This window comes from Salsuginibacillus kocurii DSM 18087, from assembly GCF_000377705.1.
GTDB classification, from domain to species: Bacteria; Bacillota; Bacilli; order Bacillales; family Marinococcaceae; genus Salsuginibacillus; species Salsuginibacillus kocurii.
This window is the reverse complement of sequence record NZ_KB898628.1, coordinates 34,781-51,497: the sequence shown is the minus strand read 5'-3', so window position 1 is coordinate 51,497 and position 16,717 is coordinate 34,781. Positions and strand designations below refer to the sequence as shown.

General features: G+C 43.4%; 15 protein-coding genes. All 15 read right to left on the bottom strand.

The window, feature by feature from the left end; genetic code table 11:
• On the bottom strand, positions 1–2,127 hold the full coding sequence (locus tag D469_RS0112425) for an HD family phosphohydrolase (RefSeq protein ID WP_026286224.1): 2,127 nt from the start codon (positions 2,125–2,127) through the stop codon (positions 1–3).
• A 105-nt stretch (positions 2,128–2,232) separates the two neighbouring features.
• Positions 2,233–3,213 (bottom strand): PhoH family protein, encoded by a 981-nt coding sequence (locus D469_RS0112420; protein ID WP_040606839.1) that lies wholly within the window; start codon positions 3,211–3,213, stop codon positions 2,233–2,235.
• Positions 3,210–4,418, bottom strand: coding sequence for a sporulation protein YqfD (gene yqfD / locus D469_RS0112415; protein ID WP_018923718.1), 1,209 nt, complete (start codon positions 4,416–4,418; stop codon positions 3,210–3,212). Before yqfD ends, D469_RS0112420 begins: the two co-directional genes overlap by 4 nt.
• Positions 4,409–4,705 (bottom strand): YabP/YqfC family sporulation protein, encoded by a 297-nt coding sequence (locus tag D469_RS0112410; RefSeq protein ID WP_018923717.1) that lies wholly within the window; start codon positions 4,703–4,705, stop codon positions 4,409–4,411. Before D469_RS0112410 ends, yqfD begins: the two co-directional genes overlap by 10 nt.
• Positions 4,706–4,857: 152 nt before the next feature.
• Positions 4,858–5,481 (bottom strand): hypothetical protein, encoded by a 624-nt coding sequence (locus tag D469_RS0112405; RefSeq protein ID WP_018923716.1) that lies wholly within the window; start codon positions 5,479–5,481, stop codon positions 4,858–4,860.
• 51 nt (positions 5,482–5,532) lie between these two features.
• Positions 5,533–6,549: a flotillin-like protein FloA gene (gene floA, locus D469_RS0112400; RefSeq protein ID WP_018923715.1), complete on the bottom strand. Its 1,017-nt coding sequence runs from the start codon at positions 6,547–6,549 to the stop codon at positions 5,533–5,535.
• A 15-nt stretch (positions 6,550–6,564) separates the two neighbouring features.
• Entirely contained in the window at positions 6,565–7,917 is a 1,353-nt protein-coding gene (locus D469_RS0112395) for an NfeD family protein (RefSeq protein WP_018923714.1), read from the bottom strand.
• A gap of 529 nt (positions 7,918–8,446) precedes the next feature.
• Positions 8,447–8,620, bottom strand: coding sequence for a 30S ribosomal protein S21 (rpsU, locus tag D469_RS0112390; protein ID WP_018923713.1), 174 nt, complete (start codon positions 8,618–8,620; stop codon positions 8,447–8,449).
• A gap of 117 nt (positions 8,621–8,737) precedes the next feature.
• On the bottom strand, positions 8,738–9,394 hold the full coding sequence (deoC, locus tag D469_RS0112385) for a deoxyribose-phosphate aldolase (protein ID WP_018923712.1): 657 nt from the start codon (positions 9,392–9,394) through the stop codon (positions 8,738–8,740).
• 40 nt (positions 9,395–9,434) lie between these two features.
• Positions 9,435–10,772, bottom strand: a complete 1,338-nt coding sequence (gene mtaB / locus D469_RS0112380) for a tRNA (N(6)-L-threonylcarbamoyladenosine(37)-C(2))-methylthiotransferase MtaB (protein WP_018923711.1) — start codon at positions 10,770–10,772, stop codon at positions 9,435–9,437.
• Positions 10,773–10,777: 5 nt separating this feature from the next.
• On the bottom strand, positions 10,778–11,530 hold the full coding sequence (locus tag D469_RS0112375; protein ID WP_018923710.1) for a 16S rRNA (uracil(1498)-N(3))-methyltransferase: 753 nt from the start codon (positions 11,528–11,530) through the stop codon (positions 10,778–10,780).
• Positions 11,531–11,560: 30 nt separating this feature from the next.
• Positions 11,561–12,499 (bottom strand): 50S ribosomal protein L11 methyltransferase, encoded by a 939-nt coding sequence (gene prmA / locus D469_RS0112370; RefSeq protein ID WP_018923709.1) that lies wholly within the window; start codon positions 12,497–12,499, stop codon positions 11,561–11,563.
• A gap of 332 nt (positions 12,500–12,831) precedes the next feature.
• A complete protein-coding gene (dnaJ, locus tag D469_RS0112365; RefSeq protein ID WP_018923708.1) occupies positions 12,832–13,953 on the bottom strand; it encodes a molecular chaperone DnaJ in 1,122 nt (373 codons plus the stop codon).
• Between the two features lie 161 nt (positions 13,954–14,114).
• The gene (dnaK, locus tag D469_RS0112360) at positions 14,115–15,962 is read right to left on the bottom strand and encodes a molecular chaperone DnaK (RefSeq protein ID WP_018923707.1); all 1,848 of its coding nucleotides are present in this window, start codon (positions 15,960–15,962) and stop codon (positions 14,115–14,117) included.
• A 45-nt stretch (positions 15,963–16,007) separates the two neighbouring features.
• Entirely contained in the window at positions 16,008–16,613 is a 606-nt protein-coding gene (grpE, locus tag D469_RS0112355; protein ID WP_018923706.1) for a nucleotide exchange factor GrpE, read from the bottom strand.
• Positions 16,614–16,717 lie beyond the last annotated feature (104 nt).

Genomic DNA, 16,717 nt, shown 5'->3' with positions numbered 1-16,717 from the left:
TCATTTCTCTCCTTTTGCTTCATCTGGATATTCTATACGTGAGTGAAATGTTCCTAAAAGCGTTTCATATATTGTTGTAGCGACAATATTTAACTCGCTCATCGTAAGGTCACATTCATTAAATTGACCATCTTCCAACCTGGCTGAAATGATGTTTTTAATTAGTTTTTGTACTTCCTCTGCGCTAGGCTGCTTTAATGAACGCACCGCAGCTTCCACGCCATCTGCAACCCCGACGATTGCGGCTTCTTTGGATTTTGCTTTTGGCCCAGGATAACGGAAAGCTTCCTCACTAGCCTCTCCATTTTTTTCATGTTGTTTATGGTAAAAATATTTTACAAGTGTAGTACCATGGTGCTGTTCAGCTATATCAATAATTTCTTTTGGCATTTTTGCTTTTCGTAACATATCAGCCCCATCATAAGGGTGCGCAATAATAAGAGTCCGGCTTAACGTCGGAGATATATAGTCATGAGGGTTCCGACCTCCCATTTGGTTCTCAATGAAAAAACGAGGCCGTTTGGTTTTGCCAATATCATGATAATAGGCACCGACTCTTGTTACCAGTCCATTAGCTCCGATGGCTTCAGCTGCTGCTTCTGCCAAATTGGCCACCATTACACTATGATGATAGGTTCCTGGTGCTTCCAATAAAATTTTGCGTAACTCGGGCTGGTTTGGGTTGGAAAGCTCGAGCAGACGATTGGTTGAAAGAATGCCAAAACCCGTTTCAAAAAAAGGCATTAACCCGAGCGTCAAGACAGCTGCTAAAAAACCAGATAAAAAGGCAAAGCCAAGCTCTGGTCCATATGCTATCCAAGACTGCTGTCCGCCTTTTATCATTTCCAGAGCAAGCAAACTGACAATATTAACAAGAGAGACAAAAAGCCCTGCTTTCAGCACCTTCATCACACGGGGCGTTTTGCCAAGAAAGAAAATGCCAGCAAAACAGCTGAACAATACATACACCCCTACAGTGAAATGAAATGTCCCCACAGCTTCTCCGTTAAAAATGATAGTGGCACACAAGGCTAAAAATATACTAGAAAACAAAGCTATTCGATAAGACAATAGATGCGTCATTAACATCGAACCTAGAGCAGCTGGCACCACCCAGTGCGTGGAAGCTGCCTCCAACCCTTCAAACCGGCTTGTCAATTTCATAAGCATAAGCGTTACAGTAAAAATAAGTATAAACATCAATAAGTGACTATTAGTTGAGCGGAGCGTCGTGTTGGCTTGAGTAATATAAAAACTATACATTCCCAATACTAAAAAAACAAACAACGCTAGACCAATATAAGGAAAAAATGGAAATGAATCTTCCGTTAGTCCAGTGAGACTTAGTTCTTCATAGATTTCATGGTCAACTAGTTCCCCTTCGCGCACAATCAACTCGCCTTCTCGTATCAAAACCGGCTCTACTTGCTCTTGTGCAGTGCTGCGCGCTTCTTCAGTTGCTTCATCATCATATATATAATTGGCAATCACTGCAAATTGTGCCAGCTCAACAACGACATCGTAAAGGTCAGAGCTCACTGTCGTTAACGCAATTTTATTTTCCACATTATCTCTTGCTTCTTGAACTTCATCGACTGGAATTTGTTGTTCCATGATTTCATACACTGCATTTTTTGCAGCTTCACGGCCCATTTGGAAAGAGCGCTCATTTACCTCTAACAATACGTCGACCATCTCTTCATCCAATACAGGCCGCGTCTGACTAGACAATGCTTCATTAAGCTCGTCTACCGTGTCAGTTGCAGAAGCGGGCTCTACTTCCTCTTCTTGTTCTCGTTTTTGTTCAATTAATCCGAAGATGTCACTTAACCGTTCTACCTGTGTTCTAGCATAGTGAGATTGATGAACATATACTGGTTCTACATTGTTTAACGCTTCTTCTCTCCGCTGTTCCGTAGCGCTTTCATTTTCTACTGTAAGTGGAGCTCGAATATCTTCTGGAGCCTCTTCAGATAACGTAATCTGTAATTGCTCAGGTTTCACATGACCGACAAGAGCAGCATACAAAATGAGACCAAACAAAACGAATAAGGCGACGCGAACAAGACGGTGGCTTCCCCACCGTCTTGTCTGTTTTTGATTGTTAGAAGATGACTTGGTCGTCATCTGCTTCACCTCTTCATTTTTAATTAACGCAAGTGAAAGCGCCACGCCCATCGTGATTTTTAATTTCTAACGCTGTCACTCCTGTTCATGCAGCACCTCATTTACTTACGTTTGGTCTTCTGCTTTTTCATAAGCTGCTAAAATGCTTTGTACAATCGTATGACGTACCACATCTGTTCCTTGCAGATAGATAAAACCAATCTCATCAACATGTTTTAATACATCTAGCGCAACACGGAGCCCAGAGCGCTGCCCCCGCGGCAAGTCAACTTGAGTAAGGTCTCCATTAATAATCATTTTTGAACCGAAGCCCAAACGGGTCAAAAACATTTTGATCTGTTCACCGGTGGTGTTTTGAGCTTCATCTAAAATCACAAATGCATCGTCTAATGTGCGGCCGCGCATATAGGCTAGGGGAGCAACTTCTATGGTCCCTCTTTCCATTAACCTTGCTGTATGGTCTGCGCCAAATATGTCATGGAGTGCATCATACAACGGCCGCAAATAAGGGTCGACCTTTTCTTTTAGGTCACCAGGCAGAAATCCAAGATTCTCGCCTGCTTCGACGGCCGGACGCGTTAATACAATCCGCTGAACAGAACCTTCTTTTAAAGCAGCAACTGCCATGACAACTGCCAAGTACGTCTTTCCTGTTCCAGCCGGACCAATCCCAAAGACCATATCCTTACTTCGAATCGCGTCGACGTACTCCTTCTGTCCAAGGGTCTTCACTAAGATGGGTTTTCCCTTTGCATTCATGGCAATCTGTTCTTGATATAATTCATAAAGTTGGTCCAGTTTATCTTCTATCTTTAACTGAACAGCGTACAATACATCCCGCTCTGATATATGAACACCATTGCGGAGAAGGTGTTTCAACGCATCTAAAACATCAGTAACTACTTTTTCCTGCTGTTCTTCCCCGGTCACTACAAGCGCTTCTCCGCGCGTAATGATGGAAACGCTCAGTTTTTCTTCCAGTCTTTTTAAATGGACGTCACCAGGTCCAAACAACGCTCTCATTTCATTCGCATCTCTTATATCAAGCTCTATTACATTACGATGTAGATCAGTCAATCGTCTCATTCTCCTTGTGTAATCGGTACTTGCCGGGAGATATCTTCATGCACCCGGTAGTGAACTGATACGTTTACTTTACCATTGTCTACCTCCGTGTGCAAAATATTTTCCCCCTTGATTTCTCCCTCTTCTGGCAGTTGTTTACGTAACATATACCGACCTAGTTCTTGGACAGTCCTTATAACTGCTTCCTTATCTTCTAGAATATCCTCAACTTGAGTATCATAAAACGTCTCTTTTTGAATTTGGAACGGCAAATCATATCCAAACAAACTCCAGTTCGTCTCTTCCACACCTTTTAAAGCCTGGGACACTTCAGTTTCGTTAAAGAAACCCCATACCGGCAGGGAATGGTCCCAGCCGACAAGATGGTATTCTGAATGTGCTTCCCCGGTCAAAGTACGCACATTTCGTTCCAAAGGTAAACTGACATCCATTTTATACCATACTTCTCCAATTACTTCTCCTTCTGCGCTTGCTAGCACTGGTTCGGTATCTTCTTCATCTTGTGTTTTATCAAATACTAAATTGCCTGAAATTAAAAGGTCTCCTCGGTTGACAAATTGCTGGGGTTCTACAACAGGAACACCATGCTCCGCATAAATATTGTGAATCACAGCAGTCTTGGTGGAGACGATATTTTGAACGTCCGCTTCTTCTCTTGGGTCGGGCAAAGTCTCTTCAACGATTTGAAAATGATAGCTCGTCCCCCGGCTGTCGATCCCTACCCAAACCACTCCCTCTACTTCCTGGAGCAAATTTCGTTGAATGTCTTCGTTAGATGGCAGTCTAAATTGCCAGGCTCCTGGTTCAATCCCCTGGGAAGTTGCCCACTGTTGAACCTCATGCTGAATATCTTTATCCCCTCCGCTAACATCAACAGACCAAACAAATTGTGAGCTTGTATAAATCAGAGCTATAAAAAAGAAAAAGCCTGCCACAAAGCTTTTTCGCTTCATTAATCCCATTAACCAAAAGAAAAGTCCTACCCTTTTCCCAAAACGCATGCTGCATTGGTGAGGCTTAATAAGATGACGGAGCTTTTTAATGTCTTTCGGATAGACCCAGCAACGCCACTCGTAATCTTTCAAACGTTCAACATCAAATAATACGATACCTTCCCGCAAACAAGTATTTAACAATCCATCAATAGATTCACCTTGAATATAAATTTCTACTTTTCCGCTATTGTGTAATGGATTCAAACCCAACGCCCTTTCTCCTCCTCTATTCTTTTCACTGCCTGAATACGGCCTGTTATTTTTAATTCACCTTTTCGTACTGATTTCAATTCAAGATGTACTCCTTCTACTCGTATTTCACCTTCATCAAGTAAAAGAACGATGGATTCTGACGTAAATGTTTGAATTCCTAGGTAATTTTCTATAAACAGCTCACCGTTATCGATCCACGTCACGCGTGTTACGTCAAGCAACGTATCTTGAGGGATATCGAGCCGTTTAACGATTGCTTTTTTCCATCTAGAAGAAAAATTCATGAGCCGGCTCCCCTTTCTCTTTAAAACGTATGCATTTTAAAAATAAGCTAGCACTCCACCTTTACGATTCTTTGCTTTTAAAGAAAAAAGTAGCTCTCCTAAAAGATTAGGGAGCCCTCCCCATAGATGAAAAAAAGAAGCTGAGATTCATCTCAGCTTCTTCGGCGCGGATTATATAACTTCCCAGTATGGTATGGCTTTTTGGCCCGCGGCTCACCAAAAACTTCCGACCAGATAAAGCCTTTCATAGCTTCGTCTTTGGAGAGTTTCTCTAGTTCCAGGTCGACTTGAGCAGAAGACGCAATCCGGCTTTTAGCTTCCTTAAGAAGACCTGAATCATCAATGGCTTCACCTAGCCCGCCTTCATTCGCCAGCTTTTCTTTTGCTTCTTGCTTTTTACGCTTTAACTGTTCCATTTGTTCATTATATTCTTGGTGAGCTTTTGAGGTCTGCTCAGCTTCTGCAGCTTCATGAGAAGAGGATTGATCCCCAGCTTCTCTTGGGCTTGAATTGATGGGAGACCCTCGCTCAGGAGCGCGTGAAGTGGGATGATCGTCTGATTCTTTACCTTGAACTTCTCGCATAAGCTCCCGCCAATCGACAGGCTCTCTTCGATTACCATCTTGGCTCTGCGGCTGATTTGACGTTCTTCTTTGTTGTTCTCCAGACTGCCTCTCTTGATTGCCTGATTGGCGGTTAAAAACACTAAACAGCCCACCAAGTAAAAGTATAATCCAGAAGATATTCGCAAACAAAAACTGCAATAATTCTTCCACCTACGAACCACCTTTCCTAAACGGTCAACGCGTGGGTCCGTGTTTTAATAATTATGATTTTCCTTTAGTCGTTGGGTTCGTCTCATCTCCATCATCACCGGTTGCTTTGCCGATTGACTCACGCATATCGGTATCAGCCATGACGTTTTGCATGTTCATATAATCCATCACGCCAAGGTTTCCGGATTTAAGGGCCTCAGCCATAGCCATTGGTACTTCAGCTTCAGCTTCAACCACTTTCGCGCGCATTTCTTCTACGCGAGCTTTCATTTCTTGTTCTTGGGCAACGGCCATAGCGCGGCGCTCTTCGGCTTTAGCTTGTGCAATCATCTTATCCGCGTCAGCTTGGTCAGTCTGTAGTTCTGCACCAATGTTCTTGCCAATGTCAATATCTGCAATATCAATTGATAGAATTTCAAAAGCTGTGCCGGAATCAAGACCTTTAGCAAGAACAGTTTGCGAGATCATATCCGGGTTCTCCAATACATCTTTATGCCGCTCAGAGGAACCAATAGTCGATACAATACCTTCCCCTACACGAGCAATGACTGTATCTTCACCGGCACCACCAACAAGCCTATCGATATTGGCTCGAACTGTAATTCGTGCTTTTGCCTTCACTTCAATCCCATCCATCGCTACACCAGCAATAAACGGAGTTTCAATAACTTTAGGATTTACACTCATCTGTACCGCTTCTAACACGTCACGGCCAGCCAAATCAATCGCCGCACATCGTTCAAAAGAAAGATCGATATTTGCACGCTGCGCTGCAATCAAGGCGTTTACAACGCGGTCTACATTACCACCTGCCAAGTAATGCCCTTCCAACTTGTTCAACGCAAGTTTCAGGCCAGCTTTTTCAGCTTTAATCAACGGATTTACAACGCGGGCTGGAATGACTCGGCGCAACCTCATCCCGACAAGTGAAAATATACTAAGCTTAACCCCCGCAGCTAATGCGGAAATCCAGAGCATAACTGGTACAAATGTAAATAGTACAGCTAGCAAAATTACGACAATGGCTACTACAATAAGTACTGTAATTTCTACTGGTAAACCATCCATTCTTAAAATCCTCCTCTATTCATGATTCAATTCTTGTTCCGCGGCAACCTCTCGCACGATAATTCTAGACCCAACAGCTGAGACTACCTTTGCTTTCCTGCCTTGTTCAATATATCCTCCTTCACTCACGACGTCAAGACGCTCGTCATTAAGAATCATTGACCCAGCCGGTCTGAGCGGGGTAATAGTCTCTCCGATCTGCCCTACAATTTCTGCGCGAGATTCGTTAGATATATATCCTTCATCTGTTGTGGTCGCATCATGGAGCACCATTCGTTTCATCGGGCCTCTCTGACCAAAATATTTAAATAAAATTACAGCTACCACCCCGGAAACAATGGCAGCAATTAATATGGCCAGCAGCATATAAACAGTCGAGAATGATGCCAGCAGCATACTTGTTATCACCGCGCCAACACCCAATATTCCAAATATCCCAAACCCCGGGAAAAAGACTTCGACAAGGAGTAAGATAACACCAGCAATGAATAAAATAATCGTTTCCATGCCTGCAAACCCTGCGATAAGATGCCCAAAGAAAAATAACAATAATGAACTTAATCCTAAAAGACCGGGTATGCCAAATCCAGGGGAAAATAGCTCTAAAACCAAGCCAATACTTCCAAGCGATAACAGAATTGGGATTACAACAGGACTTGTAACGAAGCGGGCAATTTGTTCAGCAAAACTTACTTCACTTTCGACGATTTCCGCCTCTTCCATCTCTAAAAATTGCAGAAGCTGTTCCCGGTCATTAGCCACCTCTTCCGCATACCCCACCTCTAAAGCCTGAGATGAAGTAAGTGTAAGCAGATCGCCTTCTCCAACATTCAATTCTTCGATCACTAGATCAGGGTTAGCCATTGCTTCAGCGTATTGAGGATCACGGTCATTATTCTCTGCTGCGCCAACCATATTAGATACCCAGGCTGATTGTGCTTTCGTTTCAGCAGCATTTCCAGTCCCATCAACCACCTGAGCCGATCCCATTGTAGTGCCCGGTGCCATCACGATTTGGTTGGCATTTAAAGCGATATAAGCCCCAGCTGACATGGCTTCTCCCGTAACAAAAGCAGTAGTAGGGACTTCCGCATTCCGCACGATTTGTGCAATATTACCTGCAGCATCAACCGCTCCCCCTGGTGTGTCAATTTCAAGTACGACATGGTCCGCACCTTCTTCGACAGCTGTATCAATCGAACGATCTAAAAAAGACTCTAATCCTCGTTCTACAGTTTGTTCTACAGGTACAAAGTGAACAGAGTTTTCGTGAATTTCCTCAGTTTCCTGCGCATGGAGGCCCAACGAGTAAGAACTGGCTGCTATCATTATAACCATCAGATACATTAAAATTCTAAACAGTTTCATCACATTCACCCCCCTGCCATCTCTTTAAGCCAGCCCGTCCCTATTACTCCATTGCCCTAGGCTGCCTCCCGCAAATACGGCGAGCATCCAGCTTTATTTTGTTACGGGATAAAACCCGATAATGTTTCATTTTTTTAATTGTATCATAAGTTAATTTTTATTGTCTGTTTGAGATGCTTGCGGCTTGTAACCTTCTACTAGTTGATGCATTTTATTCTAACTTCCCCAGAACTGTCGTTAAAAAAATCAATAAAAACATTAAAAACCTCTTCCTACCAATGTAAGAAGAGGTTTAGCGCTTAGACGCCCGGTTCGCTGATAGAGACATTTTCGCCTGTGTTACATGTCTTCCTAATGTTTTATACCTATTGGAAAAACATATTTATATTCATGGAGGGATTCATGTCTACATTCATCAACGATGTATGAGCCATAAATCTTATAAGCCTCCATCTTCTAGACTAAGCAATTGCCTCAACAGATGAAGGTCAGATTTAATGACCCCATTCCTATAAACGTTCGTAGTTACTTAATACTTACGTTTACGTGCTGCTTCGGACTTTTTCTTGCGCTTAATGCTGGGCTTTTCATAATGCTTACGCTTTTTAACTTCTGCCATTTTTCCTTCTTTGGAAAGGTCTTTTTTGAAACGGCGAAGAGCCGCATCAATTGACTCATTTTTTTTAATTCGTGTTTCAGCCATTCTGAATCCCTCCCTCCAGTACAACCGATCACTCATGGTGTAACAAGAGTCTCATTGAACTCCATGGTTACAAATTATAAAGCACGATCAAAAAAAATACAAGTATTCATTCATATATTATACGTTTTCAACAATACTTACACTGGCGCTTGCCCCGATCCGATCCGCGCCCGCCTGAAGCATAGCTAAAGCTGTTTGTGTATCTCGTATGCCACCGCTTGCTTTTACTTCTGCCTTGTCCCCTACCACTTCGCGCATTAATTTAACGTCTTCAAGTGTAGCGCCTCCACCAGCAAATCCAGTCGAGGTTTTCACAAATTCTGCTCCAGCTTCAACAGAAAGTTTGCAGGCCTTTTCTTTTTCTTCATCAGATAAGAGCGCTGTTTCAATGATTACTTTAGTGATAGCCGCGCCTTCCTTGGATGCTTCCACCACAGCCTGGATATCTTTTTTCACCAGCTCATCGTCGCCGGATTTTAGCGCCCCGATATTGATTACCATATCAATTTCAGTAGCACCAGCTGCTACCATTTGTTTCGTTTCGTATTGTTTTACTTCCGTGGTGGTTGCCCCAAGTGGAAAACCAATTACCGTACAAACCTCTACAGCGGTGCCCTTTAATTCCTCTGCCGCTAAAGCTACATAAGAAGGGTTCACGCAAACTGCAGCAAAGCTGTTTTCTTTTGCTTCATTTATAAGCCTTTGTACTTGTTCTTTAGTTGCTTCTGGTTTTAACAGCGTATGATCAATCGTTTGTGAAATTTCTGCAGACATAAAAAACACCTTTCCTATAAATTATTCTGAATAGGGTTTATTAACTTGAAAGAGCCACACTATCAACTACTCGGACGAAAGTGCCTTCATTAACTGGGTAACCTGATTTAGTCACTTTAACTTGTACTCGTTCTCCAATTAATGACCGCGGCCCTTCAAACCTGATTTTCATGTAATTGCTCGTATATCCAGTAAGGAAGCCATCGTCATTTTTTTCGGCATCTCCTTCTTCAGGAATGACTTCTAATACTTCTCCTTCATGACGAGCTGCATACTCTTTTGCCAGCTGGTTTGATAACTCAATTAGCTGATGGACACGGGTATTCTTAATGTCCGGGTCAACTTGCTCCTCCATACGTGCAGCTGGTGTACCTGTTCGCTTGGAATAAGGAAAAACATGGAGCTCAGAATAACCAAGCTCGGAGATGAATTGATAGGTTTCTTGAAATTCTTCCTCGGTCTCCCCCGGGAAACCGACGATCACATCTGTTGTTACGGCTAAATCTGGAAGTGCCTTTTTTAAATGCTGGACACGTTCTTTGTAATAGGCCGTGGTATATTTGCGGCGCATCCGTTTAAGCACCGTATCCGACCCTGCCTGAAGCGGAATGTGCAAATGGTTCACAATTTTATCAGAGCGATCAATCACTCCAATCACTTCATCTGTTATTTGGCTCGCTTCTATAGAAGAAATTCTAAGTCGCTTCAGCCCTTCAATTTTCTCTAAGTCACTCAGGAGGTTGGCAAAATTGTATGATTTGAAATCTTCACCATAGCCGCCAGTATGAATGCCTGTTAGCACAATTTCCTGGTACCCTGCCTCTACTAACTGTTCAGCTTGGGCAAGCACTTCATCCGGCTGTCTGGAACGAAGCAAACCTCTAGCCCAAGGTATAATACAGAAGGTACAAAAATTATTACAACCCTCTTGAATCTTTAAGGAAGCCCGAGTTCTATTGGAGAAATCTGGCACATCCAATTCTTCATATACTCGATTTTTCATAATATTTGTAACAGCATTGATTGGCTTTCGTTCCTGTTTAAACTGTTCAATGTAAGGAATCATTTTTGCCCGATCCTGTGTACCAACTACAATGTCTACTCCTGGGATCTCCATAACCTCTGCCGGTGAAGTTTGTGCATAACAGCCAGTTACGCAAATCACGGCATCCGGGTTTTTTCGGATCGCTCTTCGTATCACTTGACGGCTTTTTTTGTCCCCTGTATTTGTGACCGTACACGTGTTTATGACGTAAACATCGGCATGACTTGAAAAGTCTGTTTTTTCATAGCCTTCCTGTTGAAACAAATGCCAAATTGCTTCGGTTTCGTAATGATTAACTTTGCAACCGAGTGTGTGAAATGCAACAGTTGCCATTTTTTTCACCTCATACATTCAAAATAATAACTAAGCACCGAAAGGACATATTGGGGTGCTGTTTCAGTTCGTAATATGCGCGGTCCTAAACTGATTGGATGAAACCCTGCTGACATCGCCTGGTCAGCTTCTGCTTGGGAGACCCCACCCTCAGGTCCAACCATGATCAGTAGAGACTGATTCATTTTCAACTGAGACAGTCTCTCAGACAGGTTAATATGCTCATCTGCTCTTGCTGTTTCTTCATAAATCAACCACGCGTCATCATAAGATTCAGCTAAATAAAGAACTTCCTGAAACGTTTTTGCTTCTGTCACAGTTGGAATCAATGTACGCTCTGATTGTTCAGCTGCTTCTTTAACAATTTTTTGATAGCGAGCAAGTTTTTTATTAGCCTTTTTATCTTCCCATTTTACTACAGAACGCGCTGCTTTATAAGGGGAAAATGAAGAGGCGCCCAATTCTGTTCCCTTTTGCAGCACTTGTTCAAATTTGTCCCCTTTTGAAAGTCCCGAAACAACTGTAACATAAAGAGGCAGCTCGGTTGATTTCGCTAAAGGTCTAGCCAAGGTAGCAAGTACTTCTCCTTCAGTAATAGCATGAATGGTATATTCACCAGCAAAGCCTTGATTGTCCAAACAAATAATCCGGTCTTCTTCTTTCATTCGCATGACTTTCGAGATGTGCTTTACATCCTCGCCTGTAATCACTACCTCTTCACCGTTAAACTGCTTCGGTGCGACAAAATAACGCTGCATGCACGACCCACTCCCTGCCAACCTATATAATCAAACTGCTTTTGCAATAAACGTAACCCAGTCTTCCATTTCCAATACTTCTACTATTTCAAAGCCTCCAGCTGTTAAAGCTTCTCGCACTTCTTCTTTTTTACGGCGGATGATGCCTGAGGTAATAAAGGAGCCTCCTGTTTTCAAATTGGCCCTTGCATCGTTAACCAACCGCAAAATAACTTCAGCCAAGATATTTGCTACAACTACGTCTGCTTGTGCCTTCATATCCGCCAGTAAGTTTTTATGCTCAACCAATACAGTACTACTTACGCCATTTAGCTCTATATTTTCTTTCGCCGTGCGCACCGCCACTTCATCAACGTCAAAAGCACGCACATTCTTAGCGCCGTATAGAGCAGCCGCTATGCTTAAAATACCAGAACCTGTACCTACATCAATTACTTCATCTTGTTTCTGCACGGTTTCTTCTAAAGCAGTCAATGAGAGAAGGGTTGACGGATGAGTACCTGTTCCAAAAGCCATGCCAGGATCTAGCTCGATTACCTTCTCTTCGCTTGAAAACGGTGTATAGTTTTCCCAGGAAGGAGCGATGGTTAGTTCGCTTGTTACCTTGACTGGTTTGTAGTATTTTTTCCAGGCGTGAGCCCAATCTTCCTCCTCTACCTCAGATAGCGTCACGACGTTTGCTCCAATATCTAATCCGTAATGACTTAGTTCATTGATAGAATGCTGAACACCCTCGACTGTTTCTTGGAGGTGACTAGATTCCGGAAAATAGGATTTCACTACAACCCCTTCCTCAGGATAATCTTCAGGCGAAAGCTCTACCCATTCTCCTTCTGGGGAATCGAAACCTCTGGTTAAGTCTGTGGCATCCTCAATCACAACACCGCTTGCACCTGCTTCGTGTAAAATATTCGATATTGCTTCCACTGCCTCATTTTTTGTATGTACTCTGAATTCAGTCCACTTCACGTAAACTCCACCCCGTATCAAAGGGACATTCCATAAGTCAGTTCTTAACGAAAAGCAGCTGGAATATGCTCACTTTGTCCGCAGCAATCTCACATATTCCGGTTTCGGGCTACCTTTGACACCTGAACTAATCTTTTAAGCCCCTGAATTTTATAGAAACAATCAGCTGCTTGCTTATGCCCCTATATTTACATTAAATGCGTTACTAAGCAACTTGGAACGTGTTATCTAGCCAATACCCTTCCTTTTACAGCAAGCTTATAACATTACTCTTTGACGTAACAATGGCTTTCACCCTAAATCGAGTGAAAGCCTCTTGCTAGTTGCGACCCTTATTCGCCTCGAAAGGCACGTTTCACCTTAGCGAAAAAGTTTTCGTTTTGTTCGTCTACTTGCTCTTCTCCACCGATTTCCGCAAATTCACGCAGCAGTTCTTTTTGTCGGTCGGTAAGGTTGTTTGGTGTGATGACCCGAATTTTCACCATCTGGTCTCCGGTGCCTCGTCCATGAACATTCGGAACACCTTTATCTTTCAAGCGGAAACTTCTCCCTGTTTGCGTTCCGGCAGGGATTTTCAGTTTCACTTTGCTGTCAAGAGTTGGTACTTCAATCTCATCCCCAAGTGCAGCTTGAGCAAATGTGATCGGCATATCACAGAAGATATCATCGCCGTCCCGATCAAAAAATTCATGAGTTTGTACGTTAAATACAATATACAAATCTCCTGAAGGGCCACCATTTTTCCCTGGTTCTCCTTGCCCAGCCATGCGCATTTGCTGACCGTGATCAATACCGGCAGGCACTTTTACATTCAGCTTTTGACGGCGGCGAGTTTTGCCTGATCCATGACATGTAGAACATTTTTGTTTAATCGTCTGACCTTTTCCTTGACACTGGTCACACACACGGCGGTTGACAACACGGCCAAATGGCGTATTTTGCTCAATATTTAACTGACCGGCGCCTCCACATTTTGAACACGTTTCTGGGCTCGTTCCAGGCTTTGCTCCGCTGCCATTACATGTTTCACAATCATCTTCCCGCGGAATCTCTATTTCTGTTTCTGTACCGAAAACAGCTTCTTTAAATTCCACAGTCATTGTATATTGCAGGTCTGCTCCTTGTCGCGGGGCATTTGGGTCGCGGCGGCCGCCCCCGCCACCGCCAAAGAACATATCAAAGATATCGCCAAAGCCGCCAAAGTCACCGGCGCCTCCACCGCCCATACCTTGATTGGGGTCGCTGTGGCCAAACCGGTCATAATGCGCTCGTTTCTGCGAATCACTTAACGTGTCATACGCTGATTTAACTTCTTTAAATTTATCTTCCGCACCTTCTTCTTGGTTCACATCTGGATGATACTTCCGTGCTAGCTTTTTATAAGCTTTCTTTATTTCATCTTGGCTGGCATCCTGACTGACGCCAAGCACCTCATAAAAGTCCCGCTTACTCATAGCGTCCACTCACTCCCGTTTTTCGTGCATAATCATAATGCTACCATCCGCTCTCATAGCTGGCAACGCCTCATCACGCTGCTAAGCCGCAGAAATTAGTTCAAGTGAAACAAGCAAAAGTCAAAGCCAAGAATTCCTGACTTTGACTTTTCGCCTGCTGCTTACTTTTGCTCGTTATTATCGTCGTCTTTCACTTCTTCGTAATCAGCATCAACTACATCTTCTGCCTGGTCTTGCGCCTGGTCTGCTCCTTCAGCTCCTTGTGCTTGTTCTGCTTGCTGAGCTGCTTGTTCATAAAGCTTGGTAGATAAGTTTTGTACAATTTCTTGAAGTTCATCTTTAGCTGTGCGGATCGCTTCAAGATCGTCTCCTTCAAGAGCAGATTTCACTTTATCTTTTGCTTCTTCTGCTTTAGCCTTTTCAGCTTCATCTACTGCCTCGCCTAGATCTGAGACCGTTTTTTCAGTAGTGAAGACAAGGTGGTCAGCTTCATTTCGAAGTTCAGCTTCTTCTTTCTTGCGCTTATCTTCTTCAGCATTTTCTTCTGCCTGTTGGACCATTTCTTCAATCTCATCATCAGAGAGACCGGAAGAAGAAGTGATAGTGATGGACTGCTCTTTGTTCGTACCAAGGTCTTTAGCGCGAACATTCACGATACCATTTGCATCAATATCAAATGCTACCTCGATTTGTGGTACACCGCGCGGCGCTGGCGGAATATCAGTAAGCTGGAAGCGGCCTAGTGTTTTGTTGTCCGCTGCCATTTCCCGTTCTCCTTGCAACACATGAATATCAACCGATGGCTGGTTATCAGAAGCTGTAGAGAACACCTGCGATTCGCTTGTTGGAATTGTTGTATTCCGTTCAATTAGCTTTGTTGTTACACCACCCATTGTTTCGATACCAAGTGAAAGTGGAGTTACGTCAAGAAGAACTACGTCTTTAACGTCACCTGCAAGAACACCTGCTTGAACAGCAGCACCTAGGGCTACCACTTCGTCAGGATTAACACCTTTATGAGGGTCTTTGCCAGTAAGGCCTTTAATTGCTTCTTGCACAGCTGGAATACGAGTGGAACCACCTACAAGAATGACTTTATCAACTTCACCTGCGCTTAGGTCTGCATCTTGAAGGGCACGGCGAGCTGGTCCCATCGTTTTTTCTACAAGATGAGCAGACAATTCATCAAACTTCGCACGGGTTAACGTCATTTCCAAATGCTTTGGACCACTGGAGTCTGCAGTGATAAATGGTAGAGAAATTTGCGTTTGTGTCACACCAGAAAGGTCTTTTTTCGCTTTTTCTGCTGCATCTTTAAGACGCTGCATCGCCATTTTATCTTGAGAGAGGTCAATTCCTTGTTCTTTTTTAAACTCAGCTGCTAAATGATCAATAATAACGTTGTCAAAGTCGTCTCCGCCAAGTTCGTTATCGCCTGATGTGGCTTTTACTTCAAAAAAGCCATCTCCAAGTTCAAGTACTGAAACGTCAAACGTTCCACCACCAAGGTCATAAACGAGGATGGTTTGATCATTTTCTTCTTCAAGCCCGTAAGCAAGGGAAGCTGCCGTTGGCTCGTTAACAATACGTTCTACTTCAAGCCCCGCAATGCGACCTGCGTCTTTTGTTGCCTGACGCTGAGAGTCGTTAAAGTAAGCTGGAACCGTGATAACAGCTTTTGAAACTTCCTCTCCTAAGTAGCTTTCTGCATCAGCTTTTAGCTTTTGGAGGATGATCGCAGAAATTTCCTGCGGGGTGAACTCTTTGTCTTCTGCTGTTACTTTGTAATCCTGTCCCATGTAGCGTTTAATGGACTGAATCGTATTCGGGTTAGTAATAGCCTGACGCTTTGCTACCTCGCCTACTTGACGCTCTCCATCTTTAAAAGCTACCACTGAAGGTGAGGTGCGGTTGCCTTCCGGGTTAGGAATAACTGTCGCTTCTCCACCTTCCATTACTGCAACGCAGGAGTTTGTTGTCCCTAAGTCAATTCCGATTACTTTACTCATTTATTCATTCCTCCTAATTTTAATAAGTTATGTAGACAGGTGACGCTAGGCGTTCACCTTCACCATTGCCGGTCGAATGACACGGTCTTTTAGTTTGTAACCTTTTTGCATCACTTCAATGACTTGATTGGACTCATAATTGTCATCTTCAGCTTGCATAACGGCTTGATGTTGATGTGGATCAAATTCTGCACCTTCTGCTTCCACTTCTTCGATGCCTTCTTCAGCAAGAGCTTGATGGAGCTGCTTATACACCATCTCCATACCTTCCACAAATGACGCTGAAGCCTCATCTTCAGGTGCAGATTGGAGGGCTCGTTCAAAGTTATCTAATACAGGGAGTAAAGATTCGCCAAGTTTTTGGGAGCGGTATTTTGATAAAGTTTCTTTTTCTGCTTGCTGCCGGCGGCGAAAATTCTCATAGTCAGCCTGAACGCGAGCTGCTTTGCTTTTCCACTCTTCTACTTCTTCTTCAAGCTTAACTGTAGGATCTTCGTCCTCTGTGGTGACATCTTCAGCGTCTTCCTCCGCATCTAAAATCTCGCCAGAGACTTCATTATCGTTGGCACCATCTGCCTCATGCGTTTCAATTTCTTCCTCATTTTCAACAGCAGCGGTTTTCTGGTTCTCTTCGCGCTTAGCTTCTGCCACGCTGTTCACCTCCGTATGTTCTCACGAAAAAAGCACATGCTTTTATTCATTTCATCATATTTCTTGCCAGTTTTCACAGAAAAACTCAAGGCAGACCTTGGGAG